The following is a 21,699-nucleotide window of genomic DNA, read 5'->3' as shown; positions in this document are numbered from 1 at the left end:
GCCTACGGCATGACGGCGAACTGTGAAGAAGGTCTTGCTGCCCTCCCGCAGCCCGTCGAGCGCGATCTCCAGCCACGTCGTGCCCGGTGGGACGGTCACGACGTACGAGGTGAACGTGGTGCGCCGCACCGGACCCGAGGCGCTGAAGGTATGGCGGAGCGGCGTGGAGACGACGACGGTGTCGAGGATCCGCTTGTCGACGCCCGGCGTGCGGAGGTCGTCGACCACCAGGAGCACGCTCTTGATGCCCGTGCTCTTCGGGGCAGCCCGGAGTTTCACGGTGACCAGGCTCAGTCTCGGCGGCGGCGACGGCCGCCCGCGCCTAGCCGGTCGGGACGGTCGCGCGGAGGTACCCGAGCTTGTCGTAGAAGCGGCCGACCGTGCCGCCCTCGACCGCGTCCAGTTCCCTGGCGACCCGCTCGGTCTGTCCCGGAGCGGTCACGATCATCAGCGTGACGGTCCGGGGGCATGTCCCCGGATGATCGTCAGCCTTGCACACGTGGCCGATGTTTGTTGAGAGTTCACGCGCGGGCCCCCGCCGTCCAACAGCCTGAAGGCGTGTGGACGGCGGGGGCCCGAAGGGGCGAGCAGGGTGTCAGGGCGCCATCATCGAGACCTCGAACGGCCTGGCCTGCGGGGCGGATTCGGTGCCGTCGGCGGCCACGGCGGTGACGACGTAGTAGTAATACGCGCGAGCCAGACCGGGATCCGTGTAGGTCGGCCGCGTCACGCCGGAGGCGATGCGGCGCTCAGGGGTGAAGACGTCGGAGGCGGAGGTGGACCGGTAGACGTTGTAGGAGACGGTGGCCCCCTGGTCGCACGCTCCGGCCTCCCAGTTGAGCTGGACGAAGTCCGCTCCCCGGCCGCCTCCGGTGATCCGGGGTGTGGGCGGCCCGGTCAGTGCCGGGCAGGGCACGGTGACCTCGGCCACCGGCGAGAAGTCGGACCACGTGCTGTGCTTGCTGACGACGCGTACGACGTAGAACCACGTCTTGCCGGCGGGGACGTTCTCGTTCGTGAACGTCGTCCCGGTGAGGAGCGGGGAGACGGAGTAGGCGGACGTGGGGTCCGGGGAGGTCGTGCGGTAGACGTAGTAGCCGGCGATGTCGGCCGAGGTGCTGGCGGTCCACTCCACGGTGACGTTGCCGTTCGCGGCCGTCGCGGTCACCGAGGCGGGCGCGGCCGGCTTCTCACGGACCGGCAGGCGCTTGCCGTAGACGGTGCCGTAGCCGGGCTCGGGCATCGGGGAGACGTTGCCGGCCGCGTCGACGGCGCGGACGGTGTAGCCGAACCGCACGTCGGCGGGGACGGCGGCGTCCAGGTAGGCGGCGCCGCGCACCACGGCGATCTGCTCCCACGCGCCGAACATCGGCTTACGCAGGACGAGGTAGTGGTCCGTGTCGTCGGTGTTGGCCGTCCAGGAGAGGTGTACGCCGTCGGTGCCGTCCCACGCGTCCAGGCCGTAGGGCATGTGCGGCGGGGTGACGTCGCCGGTGCGGGTCGCCGAGGCCGTCGCCGACGGGTCCGACTCCGTGCCGCGCGCCGTGACCGCCCGGACCTGGTAGTGGCGCACCTGGCGGACGGGGGCCGTGAAGTCGTCGTAGACGCGGCCGGTGACCGGGGTCTCGGTCAGCCGGGTCCAGGGGCCGGTGGCCGACTCGGCGGCGTAGACGTGGAACCGGTGGGCGTCGTCGCCGTCGTACCGCCAGCCGACGGTGTTGCGGTCGACCCACCCGTTCGCGGAGACGCCGGCCGGCGCCAGGGGCTTGGGGTCGGGTGTGTCGAGGCGGACGGGCGCGGAGTACGGGGAGGTGTTGCCCGCGTCGTCCAGGGCCCGCACGCGGTAGTGATAGGTCGTGCTCACGGTGGCACCGGGGTCGGTCAGCGCCGTGCTCTGGGTGGGGACGGCGATGGAGGCGAACGGTCCCTCCGGCGCGAGGGAGCGCTGCACCTCGTAGGCGCTCGCGCCGCTCACCTCGGACCAGGACAAGCGGGCGCCGAAATCGTCGTAGGTGGCCGTGAGTCCGGTCGGGGCGGCGGGGGCCGTCCGGTCGGCGCTGACGACGCGTGCCGGGGCGGACAGCGGGGAGAGGTTGCCGGCGCGGTCGACGGCGCGCAGGGCGTACTCGTAGCCCGCGCCGGTGGCCGGGGGCGTGTCGGTGAACGCGGCGGCCGTGGTCGGGGCGCTGCCCAGGGTGCTCCAGGCGCCAGTGCTCCCGGTGCGGCGGTAGACGCGGTAACCGGCCAGGTCCAGCTCCTGGTTGCGGGCCCACGCCAGGCTCGCCCTCAGGGTGCCCGCCGCGTAGCCGGCCTTCACGCCGGACGGGGCCAGGGGCGCGGTCTTGTCGAGGGCAGCGCCGGTGACGGGCCGGTAGCCGAAGGCGATGTCGGCGGCGCCGGTGAACGCCGCGAAGTCCACGCGCAGGGTGTGGGTTCCGCGCGGGACGGTGAGCCGGACGGTCTTCTTCTGCGTCCGGCTGACGTCATGCCACAGGTCGATCTTGCGGGAGTTGTCGAGGTAGACACGGACGCCGTCCTGGGCGGCCACGGTCAGGTCGAAGGGGCCGCCGGAGCCGAAGTTCCGCGTGGTGGTCCAGCGGACACCGAACCTGTCCCTCGGCAAGGTGACGCCGGCGGGGTCGCCGAGGCCGTAGTTCTCGGCGATGGCGGCGTCGCAGACAGTGCCCTTCGGGGTGCCGGTGAGTGCGGTGTTGGCGTAGTACTGGGCCTTCCACACGCCGGCCGCGCAGGTCACGGCCGCCTGCGCGGTGGCGGGGAAGGCGAGTCCGGTCAGGGCGGTGGCCAGGGAGAGCACGGCAGCGCCGGCGGTCCGGCGTGTGACGCCGAGGGATATACGCATGTGCTGACGGTCACGCTTTCGGTCAGGAGATGTGAACAAGCTGTGTATGCCGCCCTGATGGTGCCATTCACAAGATCACTCCCGAAAGGGGTTTTGTGCGGAATCACGTCACCCACTTCTCCACCGGGCCGCCCAGCGGCCCAAGGTCAGCCGGCCAGTCGGTTCATCCTGCGGATCCGCCTGCCGAAGCCCCCGGCGGGAGCGAGGCACCGCAGCCCGCGGGCGCGGCCGGCCCACGGGCCTGCGGCGCAGCGCGGCTTCGGCTTCGCGTCGGTCGCCGCCGCGAGGGTCGCCCAGTCGACGACGGCCGGGGCGTCGCCGCTCCCGACCGCCTCCGCCATCACGCGGTCGACGGTCTGCCGGTGACGAAGAGCCGCACAGGACGTTCGCTCTCTCCACTCATCGCAGGCCGAGCGCCCCGGCCAGTTCGGCGAGCGCGGGGACGAGTCGGTCGGGGGGCGTCAGGACCTGGACCGGCACGTGGTCCGCGCCTGCGTCGAGGTGCTGCCGCAGTCTCGCCGCGATGGCCTCGGGGGTGCCGTGGACGATGATGGCGTCCAGGAGGCGGTCGCTGCCGGGCGCGGTGATGTCCTCGTCGGTGAAGCCCATCCGTTTCCAGCTCTTGAGGGCGTTCGCGCGGTTGAAGTACATCGCGAGCAGGTCGCGGCCGACGGCGCGCGCCTCGCCGGTGTCGCCGGTCAGCACGACCTTGTGCTCCGGTGCGAGGAACGCGTCGGGCCCGATCGCCTCGCGGGCCTGAGCGGTGTGCTGCGGGATCGTCGAGTACGGGTGCGCGCCCGTACTGCGGCGTGCGGCGAGCCTCAGCAGTTGCGGCCCGATCGCGGCGACGATCCGGCGGCTGTCCGGCACGCCGTACTCGTCCAGCTTGTCGAGGTAGTCGTTCAGCGCGTCGACCGGCTTGCGGTACTGCTGATTGGTTTCGGGGTTGCCGACGCCGATGCCCAGGAGGAAGCGGCCGGGGTAGGCGCTCTCGATACGGTGGAAGGACTCCGCGGCGAGCCCGGCGTCCCCTTTCCAGATGTTCACGATGCCGCTGGCCACCTTCAGCGTGCTGGTCCTCTCCAGCATCGGTTCGGCCCACTTCAGATCGGCGGACGGTGAATTCCCCACCCATACGGCGCCGTACCCCAGCGCCTCGATCTCCTTCGCCTGTTCGGGAGTCACCGCGTGCCCGAAGGTCCCGAAGCGTCCTACCGGTAGTTCGTTAAATCCGGCGGTGATGTGGGTTGACGACGGGGCGGGTCGCCCGTAGGCCGGTGGTAGGAGTCAACTGCTCTGTTGGGGGCTGGAGATGACTGCTCGCCGTCCGTGTCCGCCTGCGCCGGGGCCGTTGGAGGAGTACGCGGCCCGGTTCGACGACCTCTTCTTCAGCTTGGCTCAGCGGCGAGGTTTTCGTGAGTATCTGACCGGGTTGCTGGCGCCGCGGGAGCGGAACAAGACGATCACCTGCCTGGCCGGGGCGGAGCCGGTGGCAGGTGCGGGCACGCCGGGGGTGCAGCGGCTGCAGTTCTTCCTCTCGGAGTCGCCCTGGGAGGCCGAGGAGGTCAACGACCGGCGGCTTGAGCTGCTGCGCGAGCAGCCGGCGACCGCTCCGCATGACGGCGGGGTCATCGTGATCGACGACTCAGGGGACCGCAAGGACGGCACGGCTACCGCCAACGTGGGCCGGCAGTGGCTGGGTCGGCTGGGCAAGACGGACAACGGCATCGTCACGGTGACCACGGTGTGGACCGACGGCCGCGTGTACTACCCGCTGCACGCCCGGCCCTACACGCCCGCCCATCGCTTCGCCCGCGGCCGGTCCGACCCGGCTTTCCGCACGAAACCGCAGCTGTCCGCCGCCCTCGCGGCCCGAGCCAAAGAGGCGGGCTTCGCCTGCCGGGCGGTGGTCGCCGACTGCGCCTACTCCGTGAGCGACGACTGGTACCTCGCGCTGCGCGACGCGGGCCTTCCCTACGTCGTGGCACTCAGGCCGCACCGCGGCACCTGGGCCCGCTCCGACCAGCCGCACACCCCCATCGATGCCGCCCGCGCCCTGGCCGGTACCGACCCGGAACATCCGGGTGACTGGACACGAGTTGAGCGCCACTTCCGCGACGGGCACACCGAGACCTGGTGGGCCGCGGATACCCGCCTGGGCGGCTACGGACCCGACTCCCCGTGCCGCCTGGTGGTGGCCACCACCGATCCGGGTGTGCTGCCGGAGAAGGCCACCTGGTTCCTGGCCACCAACCTGCCCCACCCCGACGCCCCGCACGCCGACACCAGCCCACACCCGTCGGCCGACCTCGCCGAAATCGTGCGGCTCTACGGGCTGCGGCCGTGGATCGAGCAGAGCTACAAGCAGATCAAGGACGAACTCGGCTGGGCCGACTTCCAAGTCCGCTCCGACCGCGCCATCCGCCGCCACCAGACCCTGGTCAACTGCGCCTTCTCCTTCTGCTGGGACCAGTGGTTCGCACCGCCCGGACCACTTGATGCCACCGCGCCGGATCCGTGCCCTGATGACGGGCCAGAGAGGGGGCCCAGCCGCACCCCACCAGCACCAACAGCCTTGCTGGCCCAGGGCCTTACGGGCCGTCCGTTCCTGGCTCACCCCCGCCGTCACCCTCCACCGGTGGTGGCAAGCCTGGACGGACAAGGACCCACCCTCCGAGCTCCAGGCCCTGATCGACGCAGTCACGGCCGGACACGGCCTTGACCTCTACTACCGGATTTAACGAACTACCGCTACTGACTTCCTCGGGGTGTTGTCGGGGGTGGTGACGGGTGGTGATCCCTGCGGTAGGCCGGTGGTATGCGGTACGCGCAGGGTGGCGGGCTGACCGCCGAGAGGCGGCGGCTTCGTGAGCGGATCCGGTACGAGGCAGGTGAGCGGTTCGGCCGTAGTGAGAGCACTGCGGTGATCGCGAAAGACCTGCGGGTGAGTGAGCGGTCGGTGGAGCGCTGGCGTCGTGCCTGGCGAGAGGGCGGAATGGACGCGCTCGCCTCTGCTGGGCCGCCGAAACTGCCCAAGCTGTCCGATGAGCAGTTCACCGAGTTGGAGAAGGAACTGGCGCTGGGGCCAGCTGTGCATGGCTGGGAGGACCAGCGCTGGACCCTGGCCCGAATCAGAGCGTTGATCGCCTGGAAGTTCTCACTGGATTGCTCGTCGGCGGGGGTGTGGCGGCTGCTGCACCGGCACGGCTGGTCCTGGCAGTCGCCGGCCCGCCGGGCACTTGAGCGTGACGAGCAGGCGGTGGGCCTGTGGAAGAAGGATGTGTGGCCGCAGGCGGAATGACTGCGGCGGCGCTGGGGGCATACATCGTCTTCGAGGACGAGGCCGGGTTCTCGATGACGCCGCCGCGCGCTCGCACCTGGGGCCGGCGTGGACACACGCCGGTGGTGCGGGTGCGGGGCCGCTCCTGGCGCCGCTGGTCGATCGCCGCGATGTGCTGTTACAAGCCGGGCGAGAACTCCCGGCTGATCTACCGGCCGCGGCGCCACCGCAAGCACAAGGGCAAGGGACGCGACACCTTTGCCTGGAGCGACTACCGTGATCTGGTTGTCCGTGCTCACATCCAACTCCAGGCGCCTATCGTGCTGATCTGGGACAATCTCAACACCCACCGGGCAGCCGGGATGCGTGAGTACGCGGCCGCACACGACTGGCTCACCATCATCCAACTGCCCTCCTATGCACCGGATTTGAATCCGGTCGAGGGTGTTTGGTCGCTGTTACAGCGCGGGCCGCTGGCCAACACCGCCTTCACCGACGACGAGCACCTCGAACGCACCCTCCGCCGAGGCTTACGTCATATCCAGCTCCAGCCCGACCTCATCGACGGCTGCCTGGCCGGCACCAGACTGACCCTCACCCAGCAGCCGACAACAACCCGAGGAAGTCAGTAGACAAGCTAAGGAGGTCGATTCGTGGGACCGGAGATGGCGGCGGGGCTATTCGTTCTCGGCGGTGCCCTCGTGGGTGCGGTGGTCTCCACGGGAGCCGTGATCTGGCAGCAGCGGAAGACGGCCCACGAGGCGGAGCGGACACACCTGCTCGGCCTGTCGGAGGCGGCTGCCAACGAGGTGATCCGGCTGAGCTACGAGCTTCAGGACCACTTCGCCGAGGACGTAGACGTGGACCCCTTCAATAGCAGGTATTGGGCCTGGGCTTCCCGCCTCGCGGAGCTGAACCGCTCCCTTGAACAGCAGGCCCTCAGGTTCGCGGATCCGGAGGTGCGATGCTTCCTGGAGCGGATTCACGCCGAGATCCACCGTAATCCGGTGAGGCTTCGCCGGCCAAAGACGACGCACGACTGTGCCTCGCCGCACCTCACCGGCCTCAGGCACGCTGGGGGTGTCGTCGACCAGAGAAGCCGCAGCTGCTGGCCGCTACTGACTACCCCACTACGTAGGGCCAGGTGACACGCTTTCCAACTGTCCGCGCGGCCGTCCGGGGGCGTTCGTAGGGTACGCCGGGCAGGTCAGACGGGGTGCGCGTACGGCGGTGAACGGTGTCGGCCGTCGGCGTGCTGGACAAAGACCAGGACAACAAGCGGTCGGAGTCGAGGGCTCGGGGCCGTTCATCACGTCGGCGGTAGGTGCTGGTCCAGGCCACGTCCGCGTAGAGCGACGAACGAGATGGGTGCGGCCTCCCCTGCGGTAGAGACGCACGCACTGTCGCTTCGTCAGCGAGGCACCTGAGTTCAAAACGGGGGGACAGGGGGCAGCCAGCAATGCGACCATCTCATACATCATCCTCTATTCGACGCACGCCCCGAACAAGTGACCGGCCAGCATGTTCAAACATTCTGAAAGACGCTGTCATGTCGAACACAGAAAACGTACCGGAATTCGCACAACTGAATAATGGCATGAAGCCAGAAGATTTGAAGGACGCTATCAGTCGCTCGGGGTACCCATTTCAGGCCATAACGGCCGCATCCTTGCGCAGTCTACTCGCAAAGTACTTTAACGATGTCAGTATTCAAGAAGAATGGGAATACATTGATTCCGAGACGCAACAGGCGAGATCCGTGGATATTCTTGCAGATATGGGGACTCTGGATTTCGACCAGCGAGTTTATAAATCCCCCGCCATGCCGCTCTTCTGCCGATTGAATTTGGTCATCGAGTGTAAGCAGAGCGAGAACCCGTATATATTCTTCCTTCGGGATGCACCGCCGGAGGGGGCGCCATCCTTCCCGGAAATGATCGGGCCCGTAAAGGGGGCAGTCAAGGTATTTGAAAGAACCGAAGAGGGTGAGATCTCGGATCGTGCGGCGATACTCAGTGTTCGAGATCTGCTCGGGTTCTACGAGTTTGACTTTGTGCTGCCTCCCTTGCCTTACGCGGTGTCCCTAGCGAAAGCATTGCGGAGTAAATCGAAGGTGGAGGTCACGGGAGAGGAGACGTACAGAGCCCTAACCTACCCGCTCTTGAAGGCCGTAGATCACCTCAAAGCTACAGTGCAATCGGGCCCCCAGCCCTCGCAGGAGCGATTCATTGTTCCTATTGCTGTGGTAAGAGCGCCAATGGTAGGCAGTATTTTTTCGCCAGAAGGGGAGCAGAGGTTGATTTCTCTGCCATGGGTCAGAGTGAGTAGGCTTGAACCCGTTCGAAATGCTGCCGACGGGAAAAGTGCGGGCACCTTGGTTCGATATTATGACGTGGTTCATGAATCTTACCTCGACACCTATATGGGCGCTCTTGCTGCGGCGATCATCAATATTTCCAAGAGGATCATGGAGCATCCGGACGAGCTTCGTTCTGGCGCCGGATCTAGTAGGTCCTTCGTGCAGCCATATAGATCGCTTGAGGTGCTACCAGAGGATTTTAGGGAGAGCAGTGAAAAGCTGCCCACGTACATGAAGGCCATATATCCAAGTGTCACCTTGGAAGAGGGTCAGGAGCGTGATCACGAATCCATGGGAGCAATCAACTTTATCGACTGGACGTTTCCCAACCTCAGCATGTGATCTCGGCACGTTCAACGGCGTCTGCTTTCGCACAGACGTTGCGCCCACTCGGGTGGAGTAAGGTTTCCGTGATCAGCCTGCCGGAAACAGAAGACAGGGGTGGCCTCACTTCGATAAATTGAGGCAATGACATCCGCAGCTTTTGATGGCAGGACAGATCAGAGTGATGGGCGGAGTTCCTCTGCCGCGACGATGATCGTTGCAGTGTTCGAGTTGATCACGGTTGTTCTAGCGAGCGTTCGAGCGTTGATCAACGAAGCGGCACGCACCGTAAAGGCTTGGAAGTCTTTCCGCCGAGCATGGGCGAGTGGGTAGTGAGCGCCAGGCCTGACACTGGCCCACCTCGTTCGAGGTGGGCCACAGCCATGTCAGGGATCAGGAGGGAAGGAATCTTGGCTTCTCCCTGCCTAGATCTTGCAGGTGTTCAGGTAGTCCTGCGCAGCCGGTTCAGTGCTCTAGCGCTGCCTCATGACGGCCGGCCAGCTCTCGACTGGTCATGATCAGGGACGGGACAGATTGACGCTCGCCCTGTAGCGCGCGCTCGCCGTGGATGAGAGCTTGTGCGAGGTTGCCCTGTCTCGCGGCGGTGGCCCCACGGTGACCCGCGCTTCGGGGTTCCGCATACGACAAAGGCGAAGCCGTGTCCATCACTGCATGTGAGGTCAACGCGCACGTTGCCGCAGTGGGCCTCAGCGGGCGGTTTGGAGGAAGGCGGGGAGGTCTTCCCTCCGACGACTCATGGCTGGTCGCCCAATTTGAAGAAGACATGTATGCCTTCTGGTATTGTAGAACTAGACTGGCATCGGTGCTTGGCTGGGGTGGGACGCAGGCAGCACGGCATGAGACATGCACATTAGAGCAGGGGGCCTTCTCGTGACTGCGCAGTCGACCCATGACGCAATCCTGAGTGAGGGAGTAATCTATTTCATTTTCTCGTTTGATGCGGGGCGCCCCCTGGATGTTCGTAAGGCTGCAGATCGACTTCTTAAAACAGGAATTGCTGAAACAGTCGTATCCCCCCGCGACGGCCAGGTTCGCGTTGCGCATAGATATCAAGGTCTAGTGCGGCTAATGCGTCGCGCCAATCTCCTTCGCGAGATGTCAAATGCACTCCAAGAGCGCCGGTTGTTTAGATGGATGCGCCGCCACCCAATTTGGGCTATGCGAATCCTTGCAAGCCCTCTCTCTGGAGGGGTGCAGGCGGCAGCTAGTTCGCCTGAATCATCATTGTCTGAGTCTCTTACGGAGACTCTTTCTTTCATTGAGCGGGCTGTCGCTGAATATCAGGTTATCAATGCAATTCAGCATCATATCGAGGCGGACTTGCTGCGTGCTCCTTACCTCGCTAGCGAGCCGTACTTGCGTCTACGTCTTCGAAGTGCTGGACAGTGGCTTACGCGTTTGAATGGTGGCGGTGTCCGCGCGCCCGGGAACCTGGATGAGGGCACTCGGGCGGATATCCTGCTGTTGATTCACCGTTCTGGTGTAATGCAATTGACCATAGCGTTGAAGCTACCTGACAACATTACGGTTGACCAGTATCGCGAAATGGCCTTTGGGTCGTCCGAAGTTGTATGCGCTTCGCGAGTTTCGGAGCCAGTTCTCAGAGCTGCATACGGAAGGCGTGCCGAACCTTACCTGGAAGGTGAATGGGAGTCAGAGCTAGAGGAGGGGGTGAGATGGAGGCTGGCCCAACACGAATCTCCCGCGGCAGTATCTGATCTATTCCTCTTGTATCTAGAGGCCGTTACAAGAGTCATCAGGAGTGAACCTGTGGGTGATTGGTTCTGCTATCCAGCCGCCTTCATTGACAGGGTGGGCTGTTGTGCCTCTGAGGATTCATTTAAGGATACTCATGAAAACGAACTGAAGAACGCTATTTCTCGGTCCATAGATGTGTCTGAAGTTCGTTCAGAAGCCCTGCCGAGCATGCTCCCTGAAGACTGCTCCCTTACCAGGGGAACCTCACTGTACTGCAACATGTCTTCATCGCTGGAAATGCGATGGCCGGGGTCGCAGGAAGGGGAGTTTGCCCAGCACTTGCAGCGACTAGTCATCCTTGAAAGCGCACTGCTTCAGTATTGGCAGATTCGCTTGCTGGATCGGCGAGTGGGGGTTACGGATGGCAGAATTCGCCAGGTCCGTGAACTTCAGCGTGAAGCGATCTTCGGGTTGCGTGAATATCGCGATTCATCCATGTCCTTCGGTACGGCCATGGATTTGGTAGAGAGGCTACTTGGGGAGTGGCGTGCGGATAGGCTTTATGGGCATGTGCTTGAGAGTATTGACCAGCTTCAGCAACTAGTTGTGGCGGCCGAATCGAAGCGATCTGCTAGGCGGGCTAACGTCCTGGCGGGAATTGCTCTTATCGTGGCCATCTTTCTCGGCCTCCCGGCTATTGACGACACGCTCGAAATCGCCAAGGGTGTCAAGGTTGATGGCCTCCTAGGAATTCCCTTGAAGCCGTTCAGTGCTCTCGCTTCTCGCGGCGAGCAGGGGACATGGATTGGCTACCTGGTCTTCTTGGGTGCTGTGTTGGTTTGCTTGTTGACTCTCACGCTAAAGCGAGGATGGCCCCGTACTCGAAGTCGGCGCAGGGAACCTGGTATTGCCTGGCCTCTCGGTACGGTGAGGATCGTGCGCCGGGACGATAGCCAGGATGATTGACGCTGGATGGCGCTCGGGGCGGAGTAGCAGGGCACTTGGGACGGCGACCGTTGGCCGAGCGGGTGATTGACCTGCTGTGCGCCGGCGGAGGAGGGCTGCGACCGCTTCTCTGCCGGGGAGCTGTGCGCGCGGCTCAGTGCGTTCCGAACAGCCGTGTGTTCCGCCACCGCATAGGCCGTGTCTGGCCTATGGGCGCTTAACCAAGTTGTGAGCGGACCGTCCGCGCCCGGCTGCAGGTCTGCGGTGCTGTTGGCGTACGCCCTGCAAACGGCTCAGGCGGATTCCAGGAGGTGGCGCCCATCATGGGCGCGCACGTGGGGCGTGACCGTGGAGCCCAGGGCATCCAGCACGCGTACGGCGTAGACCTCACCCATCGACTTCTCGACTTCATCGGGAGTCAGCCACTCCACGGCCGTCGACTCGCTCGACGTGCGCTCCACACCGTCGACCGGGCGGCATCGAAAGACGAGAGCCACGATGCCCTGGCTCATGTTTTTGTAGACGCCGGTCAGGCGCTCGACTGAGACACGGATGCCCGTCTCTTCCAGCACTTCCCGCACGGCGCCGTCCTCGGGGGCGTTCGTCCAGTTCGAGGCCCCCAGAGGGCTCCCACGTGCCGTTGTCCGCGCGGCGGATCGCGACACGCGGCCGTCATCGCGCACAACCACCCAGCGACCGAGACCGAGTGAAGCGGCATTGACGCACCCTCCGGGTAGCGTTGCTTATGTACAGGAGCTGCCACCAGGTCGCGGAGATCGCGAAGGCGTCTGAAGGCGACCTCTGATGCTTCGAAGGCCGCTTCTGAGGCGGTGATCGATATTTGGTATCGCATGCCGTAGCAGGGGCTGAAGCTGTCCCGGGCGATTCGCTGCCGTTCGGAGGCCGGTGCTTCCAGGTCGCGTGCGAGGCTGCGGAAGGTGTTGCGGGCCTGCGAGAGGCATTCGAGGTAGCCGCCGTACAGTGCACGGCGGACACCGATGAGATGGTCGTGTCGATCTCGTCGCCACCGGACTCGATCAAGCAGGGCTGCGGACGAGGTAGCGATGCCTGCGCCAACAACTGCGCTGAGCAGGGTTACTGACTTCCTCGGGTTGTTGTCGGCTGCTGGGTGAGGGTCAGTCTGGTGCCGGCCAGGCAGCCGTCGATGAGGTCGGGCTGGAGCTGGATATGACGTAAGCCTCGGCGGAGGGTGCGTTCGAGGTGCTCGTCGTCGGTGAAGGCGGTGTTGGCCAGCGGCCCGCGCTGTAACAGCGACCAAACACCCTCGACCGGATTCAAATCCGGTGCATAGGAGGGCAGTTGGATGATGGTGAGCCAGTCGTGTGCGGCCGCGTACTCACGCATCCCGGCTGCCCGGTGGGTGTTGAGATTGTCCCAGATCAGCACGATAGGCGCCTGGAGTTGGATGTGAGCACGGACAACCAGATCACGGTAGTCGCTCCAGGCAAAGGTGTCGCGTCCCTTGCCCTTGTGCTTGCGGTGGCGCCGCGGCCGGTAGATCAGCCGGGAGTTCTCGCCCGGCTTGTAACAGCACATCGCGGCGATCGACCAGCGGCGCCAGGAGCGGCCCCGCACCCGCACCACCGGCGTGTGTCCACGCCGGCCCCAGGTGCGAGCGCGCGGCGGCGTCATCGAGAACCCGGCCTCGTCCTCGAAGACGATGTATGCCCCCAGCGCCGCCGCAGTCATTCCGCCTGCGGCCACACATCCTTCTTCCACAGGCCCACCGCCTGCTCGTCACGCTCAAGTGCCCGGCGGGCCGGCGACTGCCAGGACCAGCCGTGCCGGTGCAGCAGCCGCCACACCCCCGCCGACGAGCAATCCAGTGAGAACTTCCAGGCGATCAACGCTCTGATTCGGGCCAGGGTCCAGCGCTGGTCCTCCCAGCCATGCACAGCTGGCCCCAGCGCCAGTTCCTTCTCCAACTCGGTGAACTGCTCATCGGACAGCTTGGGCAGTTTCGGCGGCCCAGCAGAGGCGAGCGCGTCCATTCCGCCCTCTCGCCAGGCACGACGCCAGCGCTCCACCGACCGCTCACTCACCCGCAGGTCTTTCGCGATCACCGCAGTGCTCTCACTACGGCCGAACCGCTCACCTGCCTCGTACCGGATCCGCTCACGAAGCCGCCGCCTCTCGGCGGTCAGCCCGCCACCCTGCGCGTACCGCATACCACCGGCCTACCGCAGGGATCACCACCCGTCACCACCCCCGACAACACCCCGAGGAAGTCAGTAACTCTGGTTTCTGAGCGACATGGGTCATGGTTGGCCCAACTCGGGGCCACGCGACGGTTATTCCGCCGGCAGTACCGCCTCCGGCGATTCGGGCAGGGTCTGGCCGCCGTCGACGGTGATGACCTGCCCGGTGATGAAGGAGGCGCGGTCGCTCGCGAGGAATGCGACGGCGTCGGCGATCTCCTGGGGCCGGCCGAGGCGGCCCAGTGGGATCGTCGCGGCCATCTGGGCGAGGTAGGCGTCCCCCAGGCCGTCGAGGCCGTCGGTCGCTACGTTGCCGGGGGCCACCGCGTTCACGGTGATCCCGTACGGCGCGACCTCGAGCGCGGCGGTGCGCATGAAACCGAGCTGCGCGGCCTTGCTCGCCCCGTAGTGGCTCCACCCGGGGAAGCCGGTGACCGGCCCCGTGATCGAGGACGTCAGCACGATCCGGCCGCGCCCGGATCGCCTCAGCAGCGGCAGACAGGCCGCGACGGCGAGCATCTGGCTCTCGACGTTGGTGGCGAAGACCTCGCGGATGTCGGCGTGCGTCAGCTCCGCCAGCGCCTTGTTCGGGAAGACCCCCGCGTTCAGGCACAGCACGTCGAGGCCGCCGAGCAACGACGAGGCGGACGAGGCGAGTTGGACGCCCGAGTCGGGGCCGGCGCAGTCGAGCGCGACCGCCTCCACGACCTGCCCGGGACGAAGGGCGCCCGCCCGGAAGGACGTGAGGGCGGCCTCCGGGTTGCCGCGCCCGGTCAGCAGGACGTCGTCGCCCGCGCCGACGAACGTGGCGGTGATGGCGGCGCCGATGCCGCGTGTGCCGCCGACGACCGCGACCTTCCGGGGGCTCTGGTTGCTCATGGTGTGCTCTCTCCTGTGGTGTGTGTCGGTCTCTGGGATGTGGCCGCACCGCGCGCGGCACTCCCACGGTGAACGACGGCGCCACGGTGGCGGTACTCCCCCGCGCGTGGCGGTCATGCCGGTTCTTGCGGGGCCGGGCCGGCGTCCCCGGGGCGGTTCACCGAGGAGATGCGCAGTTCGGTGCGGTCGGCGCGGAACAGGTCGTAGGAGAACTCCAGCGGCGCGCCGTCCTGGTCGTAGGCGGTGCGGGTGATGGCCAGCAGGGGCTGGCCGGCCGAGACGTCGAGGTGGGTGTGGTGGTGGGGTTCGGCGAGGCGCAGGCGGACGCGTTCGCGGACCTCGTGGGCGACGGCGCCGTACTCCTCGGCGAACACCTGGGAAAGGGAGCCGGTGAGGTCGTGCCCGAGGAGCCCGGGAAAACGCCGGGCCGCGACGTACAGCCGTTCCCAGGACAGCGGGAAGCCGTCCGCCATGCGGACCCGTTCGACGGCGGTCACGTCGTCGCCGGGGGCGAGTCCCAGGGCCGTGCGGACGTCGGCCTCGCCGGGTCCGGTCCTGGTGGCGACGACCCGGGTGGAGACCTCGAAGCGCTGGTGGCGCAGGAACGCCGGGACGCTGACGCCGACCGGCCGCTCGACCACGCGGTCACGCTCCCCGCTGAGCCGGCTCCAGCTGTAGGCGGGCCAGTTGGGGTTGGGGCGCAGGGCGAAGGCACCGCCCGCCCTGCCCCGCGCCCGGCGTACCTCGCCCGCCTCCTCCAGCCGGGCCAGCGCACGGCGCACGGTCTCGCGGCTGACGCCGAACACCTCGCTCAGGCGGCGCTCGGACGGCAGCCGGCCGCCCATGCGGACCTGGCCGCGCTCGATCATCAGCCGCAGGCCCTCGACAACGCCGGAGGCGGTGCGCCCCAGGTCGGTGCCGGTCACGCCGTCTCCCGCCGTACGCCGGTGAGGTAGGCGTCGGCGAGGAAGCGCCGGGCGAGTGCCACGGAGGCGGCGGCGAATCCCGGACGGGTCGCGGCGGCGAACTCGGTGTCCCCGCGCTTGTGCAGCCAGGCGACGAGCATCAGCCGCCGCAGCATGACCAGCGCCGGGACGGCCCTGAGGTCCGCCGTCCCCAGGGGCCGCGACCGCTCGTAGCCGCGCAGCCAGGCCGCGACCCACTCCTCGGCGCGGGGGTCGTCCTCGACGAACGACAGCGTGCAGGCCAGGTCGTAGAGGAACCAGCCGGTGCCGCAGTCGTCGAAGTCGATCAGGCTGACCCGGCCGGGGGCGACGAGCAGGTTGGCGGCGCGCAGGTCGCCGTGGATGAGGCCGAAGACGTCCGCGCCGGTGCCGTAGGCGGCCAGTTCGGCGGTGAGCTTGTGCTCGGCGCGGGCGAGGACCGCTTCGCCGTCGGGGACGGCGCGCACGTCGGGGTTGTCGCGCCACACGCCCCACAGGGAGGCCGCGCCGATCAGGTTGCCGAGGTCCCAGACGGGGCGGGTGAAGGAGTCCGGCGGGGTCCAGCGCAGGGCGTGCGTGTGCAGGGCCGCGGTCTCCCGGCCGACGGTCTCCATGACGGCGGCGAAGTCGGTCTCGTCCGGTTCGGTGCCGGGGGCGAACGCGAAGAGGGCCGCGTGCTGCTCGCCCCCGGCGCCGGGGAACGTCGCCGCGAGGTCGCCCGAGGGGGTGCGGATCACCGCGGGCGTGGCGACGGCGCCGTCCGTGCGCAGCCGTTCGATCCAGGTCAGCTCGCTGCGGATCTGCGGCAGCGTGCGGAATCCCGGCCGGTGCAGGCGCAGGACGAGTGGATCGGCGGTGTGCGTGAAGGCGCACAGGTGGGTGGCGTTCTCCGACAGGCTCAGCAGCCGGGTGCCGGACAGGCGGTCCGCGAGTCCGTAGACGGCGAGCGCGGCGGCGACCTGCCGCTCCCAGGCCGGGTCAGACACCGCCGGCCGCCTTCCGCACGGCGTGGCGCAGACGGGTCAGGATCTCGTCGGCCTCGTCCTCGGCGAGCAGCAGTCCCGGCTTGAACTGCAGGACTGCCGGGTCGAGGGTGGAGAAGATCGCCCAGACGCCCTGCCGGTACAGCTCGGCCATGACCGGCTTAGCCCCCGTGGTGGCGAACTCCAGCCCGATGACCAGCCCTTTCTGCCGTACTCCGGTGAGGGCGCGCGGCAGTTCGGCGCGCAGGTCCGCGAGGCCGGCGGTGAACTGGCCGATCCGGCGCCGGACGGTGTCCCGGGTGGCCTCGCGCCGGGTGATCTCCAGGACCTTCGCGGCCACCGCGCAGCCGAGTTCGGCGCCGCCGAACGTCGCCATGTGCGCGAAGCCGTCCTCGTCCAGCCAGCCGCTCGCCGCGGGCCCCAGAAGCGCGGCGCTGATCGGGTAGAGGCCGCCGCCGAGGCCCTTGCCGGTGACGAGGATGTCCGGGACGACGCCCTCCGCGTACACCCCCCACAGCTCGCCGGTGCGGCCGAGGCCGGTCTGGACCTCGTCGGCGATGTAGAGGGTTCCCGTCTCGCGGCAGGCCCGCTGCACGGCGGCGAGGTAGCCTGGCGCCGGCATCGGGAAGCCGTAGGTGGCGGGGACCGTCTCCATGATGACGGCGGCGACGTCCTCCCCGGCGAGCGCGGCGGTCATCGCGTCGGCGTCGTTGAACGGCACCTGCGTGAACTCGGCGGGGTTGTCGGCGTGGAACAGCCGCGAGAAGCGGGTGTCGCCGGTGGCCACGGCCAGTCCCGTGTGCCCGTGGTACGCCTTGGCGACCGACACGACCTTCCGCCGTCCGGTGGCGTGGCGCGCGCTCTTCAGCGCCACGTCGACCACTTCTCCCCCGCTGGAGCCGAAGACGGCCTTGTCCGCGCCGGGTGTCGCCTCGACGAGCGCGCGGGCGAGGGCCGCGCGGCCGGGCGTCGGGAAGTGGTGGTTGCCGATGTCGACGTGCTGGACCGCGCCGACGAGGGCGTCCACCAGCTCGGGGTTGCGGTGCCCCAGGTTGTAGGTGCCCCCATTGAGATGGACGTCGATGACCTCGTGCCCGTCGACATCCGTCAACCGGTATCCCGCGCGCTCGCCGATGACGAGCGGCACGCCCTCCTCCTGCCAGAAGGCCGTCTTGCCGGGGTTCCAGTACCGCTTCGCGTCGGCTATGACCTCGTCCTTCGACGCGTATCCGTACATGGACAACTGCTCAGGGGGCACGGCCCGGCCTCCTCGCTCCTGCGGCTGGTGGGAGGTCCCACGCTCGGCCGGTGCTGTTTCACCCCCGTACGGCGGGCGGGTCGCGGCCGTAACTCTTGTGGTCCGGTTCTGGTCCGGTCCCCGTCAGGCCGGGACCACGGGCAGGACGATCGGGAAGGGCCGGTCGGGGGTGGTTCGACCTGCTGCCGGGCCACCCGGGACACCGTGGCGGTGTCCTCGGGTTCGCCTGCGGACGGCGGGTCGAGGGTCAGGCGTCCGTCCCGCGGGCCGCTGGACATCGGCGCGCAGCACCGTGCCGTCGCGCTGTCGCGTCCGGCGGGTCCGCGAGGAGTTACTTCGCCAGGTCGGGGTAGAGGCCGGCCAGGTCTCCGGCGAGGCCCACCTTGACCTGCCGGGAGATGTCGTCGGCCAGGACCTCGTGGGCGTCGGTCTCGATGCCGTCGAGGGCGAGGGCGGCGATGTGGCGGGGGTCGGACTTGGGGGCGTCGACGCCGGCCGCGAGGTCCGTGTCGACGTAGCCGACGTGCAGTCCGGTGACCGTGATGCCGCGCGGCTTGAGTTCCAGGCGCAGGGAGTTGGTCTGGGACCACAGGGCCGCCTTGGAGGCGCTGTAGGAGCCGCCCAGGGCCAGCCAGGACAGCACGGAGTGCACGTTCAGGAGGTGGCCGCCGCCGTTGCGCTCGATGACCGGCACGAAGGCCCGGGTGACCAGGAGCGGTCCGTAGAAGTTGGTCTCGAACTCCCGGCGCACGTCGTCGACCGGTGAGCCGAGGAAGGACGCGGCGACCGATGCGCCGGCGTTGTTGATCAGCACGGTGATGTCCTGCGCCCGTTCGGCGGCCGCCGCCACGGACGCCGGGTCCGTCACCTCCAGGGCCACCGGGACCGCGTCCGGGTGTGTCACCGTGCGCGGGTCGCGGGCCGTGGCGTAGACCGTGCCGGCGCCGCGTGCGTACAGCTCCTCCACCAGTGCCTTGCCGATGCCTCGGCTGCCGCCGGTGACGAGGACGTTGGCGCCCTTCAGAGCGGTCATGACTGCCTCCACAGAGCTTGAAAACCGATCAGTTTCCACCACCGTAAACCGTTCGGTTTCCGTGCGCAAGTGAGGGCGGGTGCCGATGCGGGTTGCACCTTCCGTAGCGGCATGTGGTCCGCTGGACGCGCGTCCCGATGCTTCGAGGAGAGGTCCCCCGCTCATGCTTTCGTCCTTCACGCCGCCCCGCCGGGTCAAGATCGGTGACGCGGCGGCCTTCGTCGGCAGCACGCCACGGGCGATCCGCCACTACCACGAGATCGGCCTGCTCCCCGAGCCCGAGCGGGGCGGCGACGGCCGCCGCCGCTACGGGTACGAGGACATGATCCGCCTGCTGTGGATCCGCAAGATGGCCGACGCCGGGATCGCCCTGGACGACATCCGTGCCGCCTTCACCACCGGCGCGGACAGCGACGAAGGCATCGCGGGCACCCTGGAGCGGCTGGAGGAAACCCTCGCCGAGCAGGAGGCCGAACTGCGCCGGCAGCGGGCCGCCGTGCGGCGGATGCGCGCCGAAGGCAGCCGGATGGGCCTGCTCTCCGACTTCGTCACCGAACGCCTCAAGGACCTCCCCGAGGGCTCCCTGCGCCAGTCCGACCTGGACACCCTCCTGGTCACCGAGCGCATCTTCGGCCCGCTCGGCGCGGCCGTCCAGGCCACCCGCTTCATCGCCCTCGCCACGCATCCCGCCCTGCGCGAGGAGTCCGACCGCGTCGACGACGCCGAGGAAGCACTCGACGACAGCATCGCCGTCGACGATCCACGCGTCGCCCAGGTCGCCGCCGAGCGGCACGCCTTCGAGAACGCCCTCAACGCCACCATCGAGGAGTCCGGCCTGGACGAGGACGACGACGCCCTCTTCGACACCTGGGACGCCTTGCACCCCGACGACGAGGGCGAGGCCGACCCCGGCTCCGGCAGCCACAAGGCCCGCTCCATGAGCGTGCTCGAAGCCGTCGGCAAGATGCCCTACGACTTCTCCCCCGCCCGCCTGCGCTGCATGGAACTGGCCCTGGAACTCTCCCTCCAGGACTCCCCCGCCACCTAGAAGCCACCGGCCGCGGCGACCGGGCCTTGTCGGGGAGTTCGCGGCGCGGTTCCCCGAAGCGGTGCATTCGCTTGAGGAACCGCATTTCGGCCGGGCCCCGGAACGGCTCGGGCTCGCGCGGCCACCCTTGTCGAGGGCGACACCGGCACCAGATCGACGCCGTGCGCGCCGGCGTGCGTGCCAGGGGAGGGTGGTCAGACGGTGATCGGGTGTGCGGTGCCGCAGGGCAGCCAGGTGAATGCCTTGCCGCGCTCGGAGGGGACGGTCTCCAGTTCCGCGGCGAGGGTTTCGCGGCCTTCGCGGAAGTGCTGCCAGCCTTCGTAGTGGACGGGGCACACCGTCCTGGGGTGGATGGTTTCGCACAGGTCGAGGGCGTCGGCGGCTGTCATGGTGTAGCGAGCGGGACCGGTGAGGGGGAACTGGACGCCGCCCAGGTGGAGCAGGACGGTTCCCGGGCGCAGGGCGGCGGCGGTCTTGCGGAGGGCGCGGTACAGGACGGTGTCGCCGGTGATCCACAGTGGTCCGTGGTGTTGTCCGGGCCAGGTGAGGGCGAACCCGACGACCTCGCCGGTGATGGGGCGGCTGAGCGGCGGGCCGTGTCGGCAGGGGGTGGCGGTGATGTCGATGGACGGCCGGCCGGGCGCCTCCAACCGGCTGCTCTGTCCGGCCTTCAGGCCCCGTACGGTCGTGCCGCCCAGTCGGCGTGCTCCCGTACGCGTGGTGACCACGGTGGCGATGTCGGTGAGCAGGGCGCGGCCGGCGTCGTCGAGGTTGTCGCTGTGATGATCGTGGGTGAGCAGTACCGCGTCGACCGGGCCGATGTCCTCGGGTGGCAGGGCGGGGCCGGTGAGTTTGCGGGAGGACGTGCCCCAGCCGAAGGCGTAGGCGCGGCCGGGTGGATCGAAGGTCGGGTCGGTCAGCAGCCGCCAGCCGGCGAACTCGATGAGGACCGTGGGGCCGCCGATGTGCGTGAACCGGACTTCCGTCATGGGCTCTTCCTGTCCCTCGGTGCCCGGCGTTGCGGGCACCGAGGTGGTGAGCGGGTGTCTGTCAGGTGTGGTCGAGGGCCCAGGCCAGGGCGTGGTCGGCGATCTCTTCCCAGCCCTGCTGGGCGGGCATCAGGTGGGATCGTCCGGGATACTCGACGACCTCGGTGACGGTGTGCGACGTGTAGTGCTTGGCGTTGGAGCGCTGGATCCTCGGTGGCATCAGGTGGTCGTTCTCGCCCGCGACGAACAGCAGCGGCGCGCGGTCGTCGTTGCGGTAGTTCACGTACGTATCGGCATGGCCGGGGTGGATGTTGGCCAGCGCGCTGCCCCAGAACACATGGCCGGAGGCCGGGATGTGGTAGCGGTCGTACGAGGCGCGGGCCTCGTCCTCGGGGAAGGTGTTGGTGAAGGCGTAGCGCCACTGGTCGTAGGTGAAGCCGACGGCCCGGTGCCGGTTGGCGGGGTTCTTCAGCACCGGGAAGGTCGCCTTCAGCTGCGACAGCGGGACCGTTGCCACGCCCTCGGTGGGAGCGGAGTTGATGGCTACTCCGGCGCTGCCGTATCCGTGGTCGAGCAGGATCTGGGTGAACACTCCGCCGGCGGAGTGGCCCATGATGATCGGCCGGGTGTCGAGGCCGTCGATCAGCTTCTCCAGCGATGCGACGACCGCGGGGACCGTGAGTTCTTCGATCGGGGTGGGGTCGGCGTTGAGTGCTTCGACCTCCACCTCGAAGCCGGGGTAGGCCGGGGCCAGGACCCGGAATCCCTGGGACTGGTAGTGGGTGATCCAGTGCTCCCAGCTGCGGGGGGTCACCCAGAAGCCGTGGATGAGGACGATGGTGTCCGGTTTCATGAGCGT

General features: G+C 67.9%; 19 protein-coding genes. 6 read left to right on the top strand and 13 right to left on the bottom strand.

All coding sequences use genetic code 11. From position 1 onward, the window contains the following. Positions 1-322: 322 nt before the first annotated feature. From IAG44_RS44420 to IAG44_RS40575, 4 genes are all read right to left on the bottom strand, one after another. Positions 323-448 (bottom strand): hypothetical protein, encoded by a 126-nt coding sequence (locus tag IAG44_RS44420; protein ID WP_281404327.1) that lies wholly within the window; start codon positions 446-448, stop codon positions 323-325. A gap of 147 nt (positions 449-595) precedes the next feature. Beyond that, positions 596-2,860 (bottom strand): fibronectin type III domain-containing protein, encoded by a 2,265-nt coding sequence (locus IAG44_RS40585; protein ID WP_187752011.1) that lies wholly within the window; start codon positions 2,858-2,860, stop codon positions 596-598. 146 nt (positions 2,861-3,006) lie between these two features. After that, on the bottom strand, positions 3,007-3,204 hold the full coding sequence (locus tag IAG44_RS40580) for a Rossmann-fold NAD(P)-binding domain-containing protein (protein WP_187752010.1): 198 nt from the start codon (positions 3,202-3,204) through the stop codon (positions 3,007-3,009). 55 nt (positions 3,205-3,259) lie between these two features. Further along, entirely contained in the window at positions 3,260-4,045 is a 786-nt protein-coding gene (locus tag IAG44_RS40575; protein ID WP_223006840.1) for an LLM class F420-dependent oxidoreductase, read from the bottom strand. Between the two features lie 127 nt (positions 4,046-4,172). Here IAG44_RS40575 and IAG44_RS40570 point away from each other — a divergent pair, with 127 nt between their 5' ends. The 5 genes from IAG44_RS40570 to IAG44_RS40545 all read left to right on the top strand — a co-directional run bounded on the left by IAG44_RS40570 (position 4,173) and on the right by IAG44_RS40545 (position 11,508). Next, positions 4,173-5,582, top strand: a complete 1,410-nt coding sequence (locus IAG44_RS40570; RefSeq protein ID WP_187748242.1) for an IS701 family transposase — start codon at positions 4,173-4,175, stop codon at positions 5,580-5,582. A 96-nt stretch (positions 5,583-5,678) separates the two neighbouring features. Beyond that, positions 5,679-6,772, top strand: a protein-coding gene (locus tag IAG44_RS44895) for an IS630 family transposase (protein ID WP_425508501.1) whose coding sequence is annotated in 2 segments (ribosomal slippage) — positions 5,679-6,140 and positions 6,143-6,772 — 1,092 coding nt in all. Because the reading frame shifts where the segments join, the coding sequence is not laid out codon by codon here. Positions 6,773-6,793: 21 nt separating this feature from the next. Then, positions 6,794-7,288: a hypothetical protein gene (locus IAG44_RS40555; RefSeq protein ID WP_187752009.1), complete on the top strand. Its 495-nt coding sequence runs from the start codon at positions 6,794-6,796 to the stop codon at positions 7,286-7,288. Between the two features lie 401 nt (positions 7,289-7,689). Continuing rightward, positions 7,690-8,841, top strand: a complete 1,152-nt coding sequence (locus tag IAG44_RS40550; protein WP_187752008.1) for a hypothetical protein — start codon at positions 7,690-7,692, stop codon at positions 8,839-8,841. A gap of 1,773 nt (positions 8,842-10,614) precedes the next feature. Beyond that, positions 10,615-11,508: a hypothetical protein gene (locus tag IAG44_RS40545; RefSeq protein ID WP_187752007.1), complete on the top strand. Its 894-nt coding sequence runs from the start codon at positions 10,615-10,617 to the stop codon at positions 11,506-11,508. 272 nt (positions 11,509-11,780) lie between these two features. On the opposite strand, the gene IAG44_RS40540 is transcribed toward IAG44_RS40545, so the two are convergent. From IAG44_RS40540 to IAG44_RS40505, 7 genes are all read right to left on the bottom strand, one after another. Then, positions 11,781-12,152 (bottom strand): NUDIX hydrolase, encoded by a 372-nt coding sequence (locus IAG44_RS40540; RefSeq protein ID WP_187753099.1) that lies wholly within the window; start codon positions 12,150-12,152, stop codon positions 11,781-11,783. 430 nt (positions 12,153-12,582) lie between these two features. Further along, positions 12,583-13,676, bottom strand: a protein-coding gene (locus IAG44_RS44890) for an IS630 family transposase (protein ID WP_425508501.1) whose coding sequence is annotated in 2 segments (ribosomal slippage) — positions 12,583-13,212 and positions 13,215-13,676 — 1,092 coding nt in all. Because the reading frame shifts where the segments join, the coding sequence is not laid out codon by codon here. Positions 13,677-13,799: 123 nt separating this feature from the next. Next, entirely contained in the window at positions 13,800-14,585 is a 786-nt protein-coding gene (locus IAG44_RS40525; RefSeq protein WP_187752005.1) for an SDR family oxidoreductase, read from the bottom strand. Positions 14,586-14,698: 113 nt separating this feature from the next. Continuing rightward, positions 14,699-15,511, bottom strand: a complete 813-nt coding sequence (locus IAG44_RS40520) for a GntR family transcriptional regulator (protein WP_187752004.1) — start codon at positions 15,509-15,511, stop codon at positions 14,699-14,701. Further along, positions 15,508-16,515: a phosphotransferase enzyme family protein gene (locus tag IAG44_RS40515; protein WP_187752003.1), complete on the bottom strand. Its 1,008-nt coding sequence runs from the start codon at positions 16,513-16,515 to the stop codon at positions 15,508-15,510. Before IAG44_RS40515 ends, IAG44_RS40520 begins: the two co-directional genes overlap by 4 nt. After that, entirely contained in the window at positions 16,508-17,770 is a 1,263-nt protein-coding gene (locus IAG44_RS40510; protein ID WP_246562807.1) for a class-III pyridoxal-phosphate-dependent aminotransferase, read from the bottom strand. The genes IAG44_RS40515 and IAG44_RS40510 overlap by 8 nt, the downstream gene beginning before the upstream one ends. Before the next feature lie 331 nt (positions 17,771-18,101). Further along, positions 18,102-18,803 carry an SDR family oxidoreductase gene (locus IAG44_RS40505; protein WP_187752002.1) on the bottom strand — a complete coding sequence of 234 codons (702 nt, stop codon included), beginning with the start codon at positions 18,801-18,803 and terminating at the stop codon, positions 18,102-18,104. Positions 18,804-18,966: 163 nt separating this feature from the next. On the opposite strand from IAG44_RS40505, the gene IAG44_RS40500 reads away from it, so the two are divergent. Beyond that, entirely contained in the window at positions 18,967-19,851 is an 885-nt protein-coding gene (locus IAG44_RS40500) for a MerR family transcriptional regulator (RefSeq protein ID WP_187752001.1), read from the top strand. 194 nt (positions 19,852-20,045) lie between these two features. Here IAG44_RS40500 and IAG44_RS40495 read toward each other — a convergent pair whose 3' ends face one another. Next, a complete protein-coding gene (locus IAG44_RS40495; RefSeq protein WP_187752000.1) occupies positions 20,046-20,840 on the bottom strand; it encodes an MBL fold metallo-hydrolase in 795 nt (264 codons plus the stop codon). Between the two features lie 61 nt (positions 20,841-20,901). Beyond that, positions 20,902-21,693, bottom strand: coding sequence for an alpha/beta hydrolase (locus IAG44_RS40490; RefSeq protein WP_187751999.1), 792 nt, complete (start codon positions 21,691-21,693; stop codon positions 20,902-20,904). Positions 21,694-21,699: the final 6 nt, after the last annotated feature.

Origin of the sequence: Streptomyces roseirectus (assembly GCF_014489635.1) — a bacterium.
GTDB lineage: Bacteria > Actinomycetota > Actinomycetes > Streptomycetales > Streptomycetaceae > Streptomyces > Streptomyces roseirectus.
This window is presented reverse-complemented; position numbering and strand designations above follow the sequence as displayed.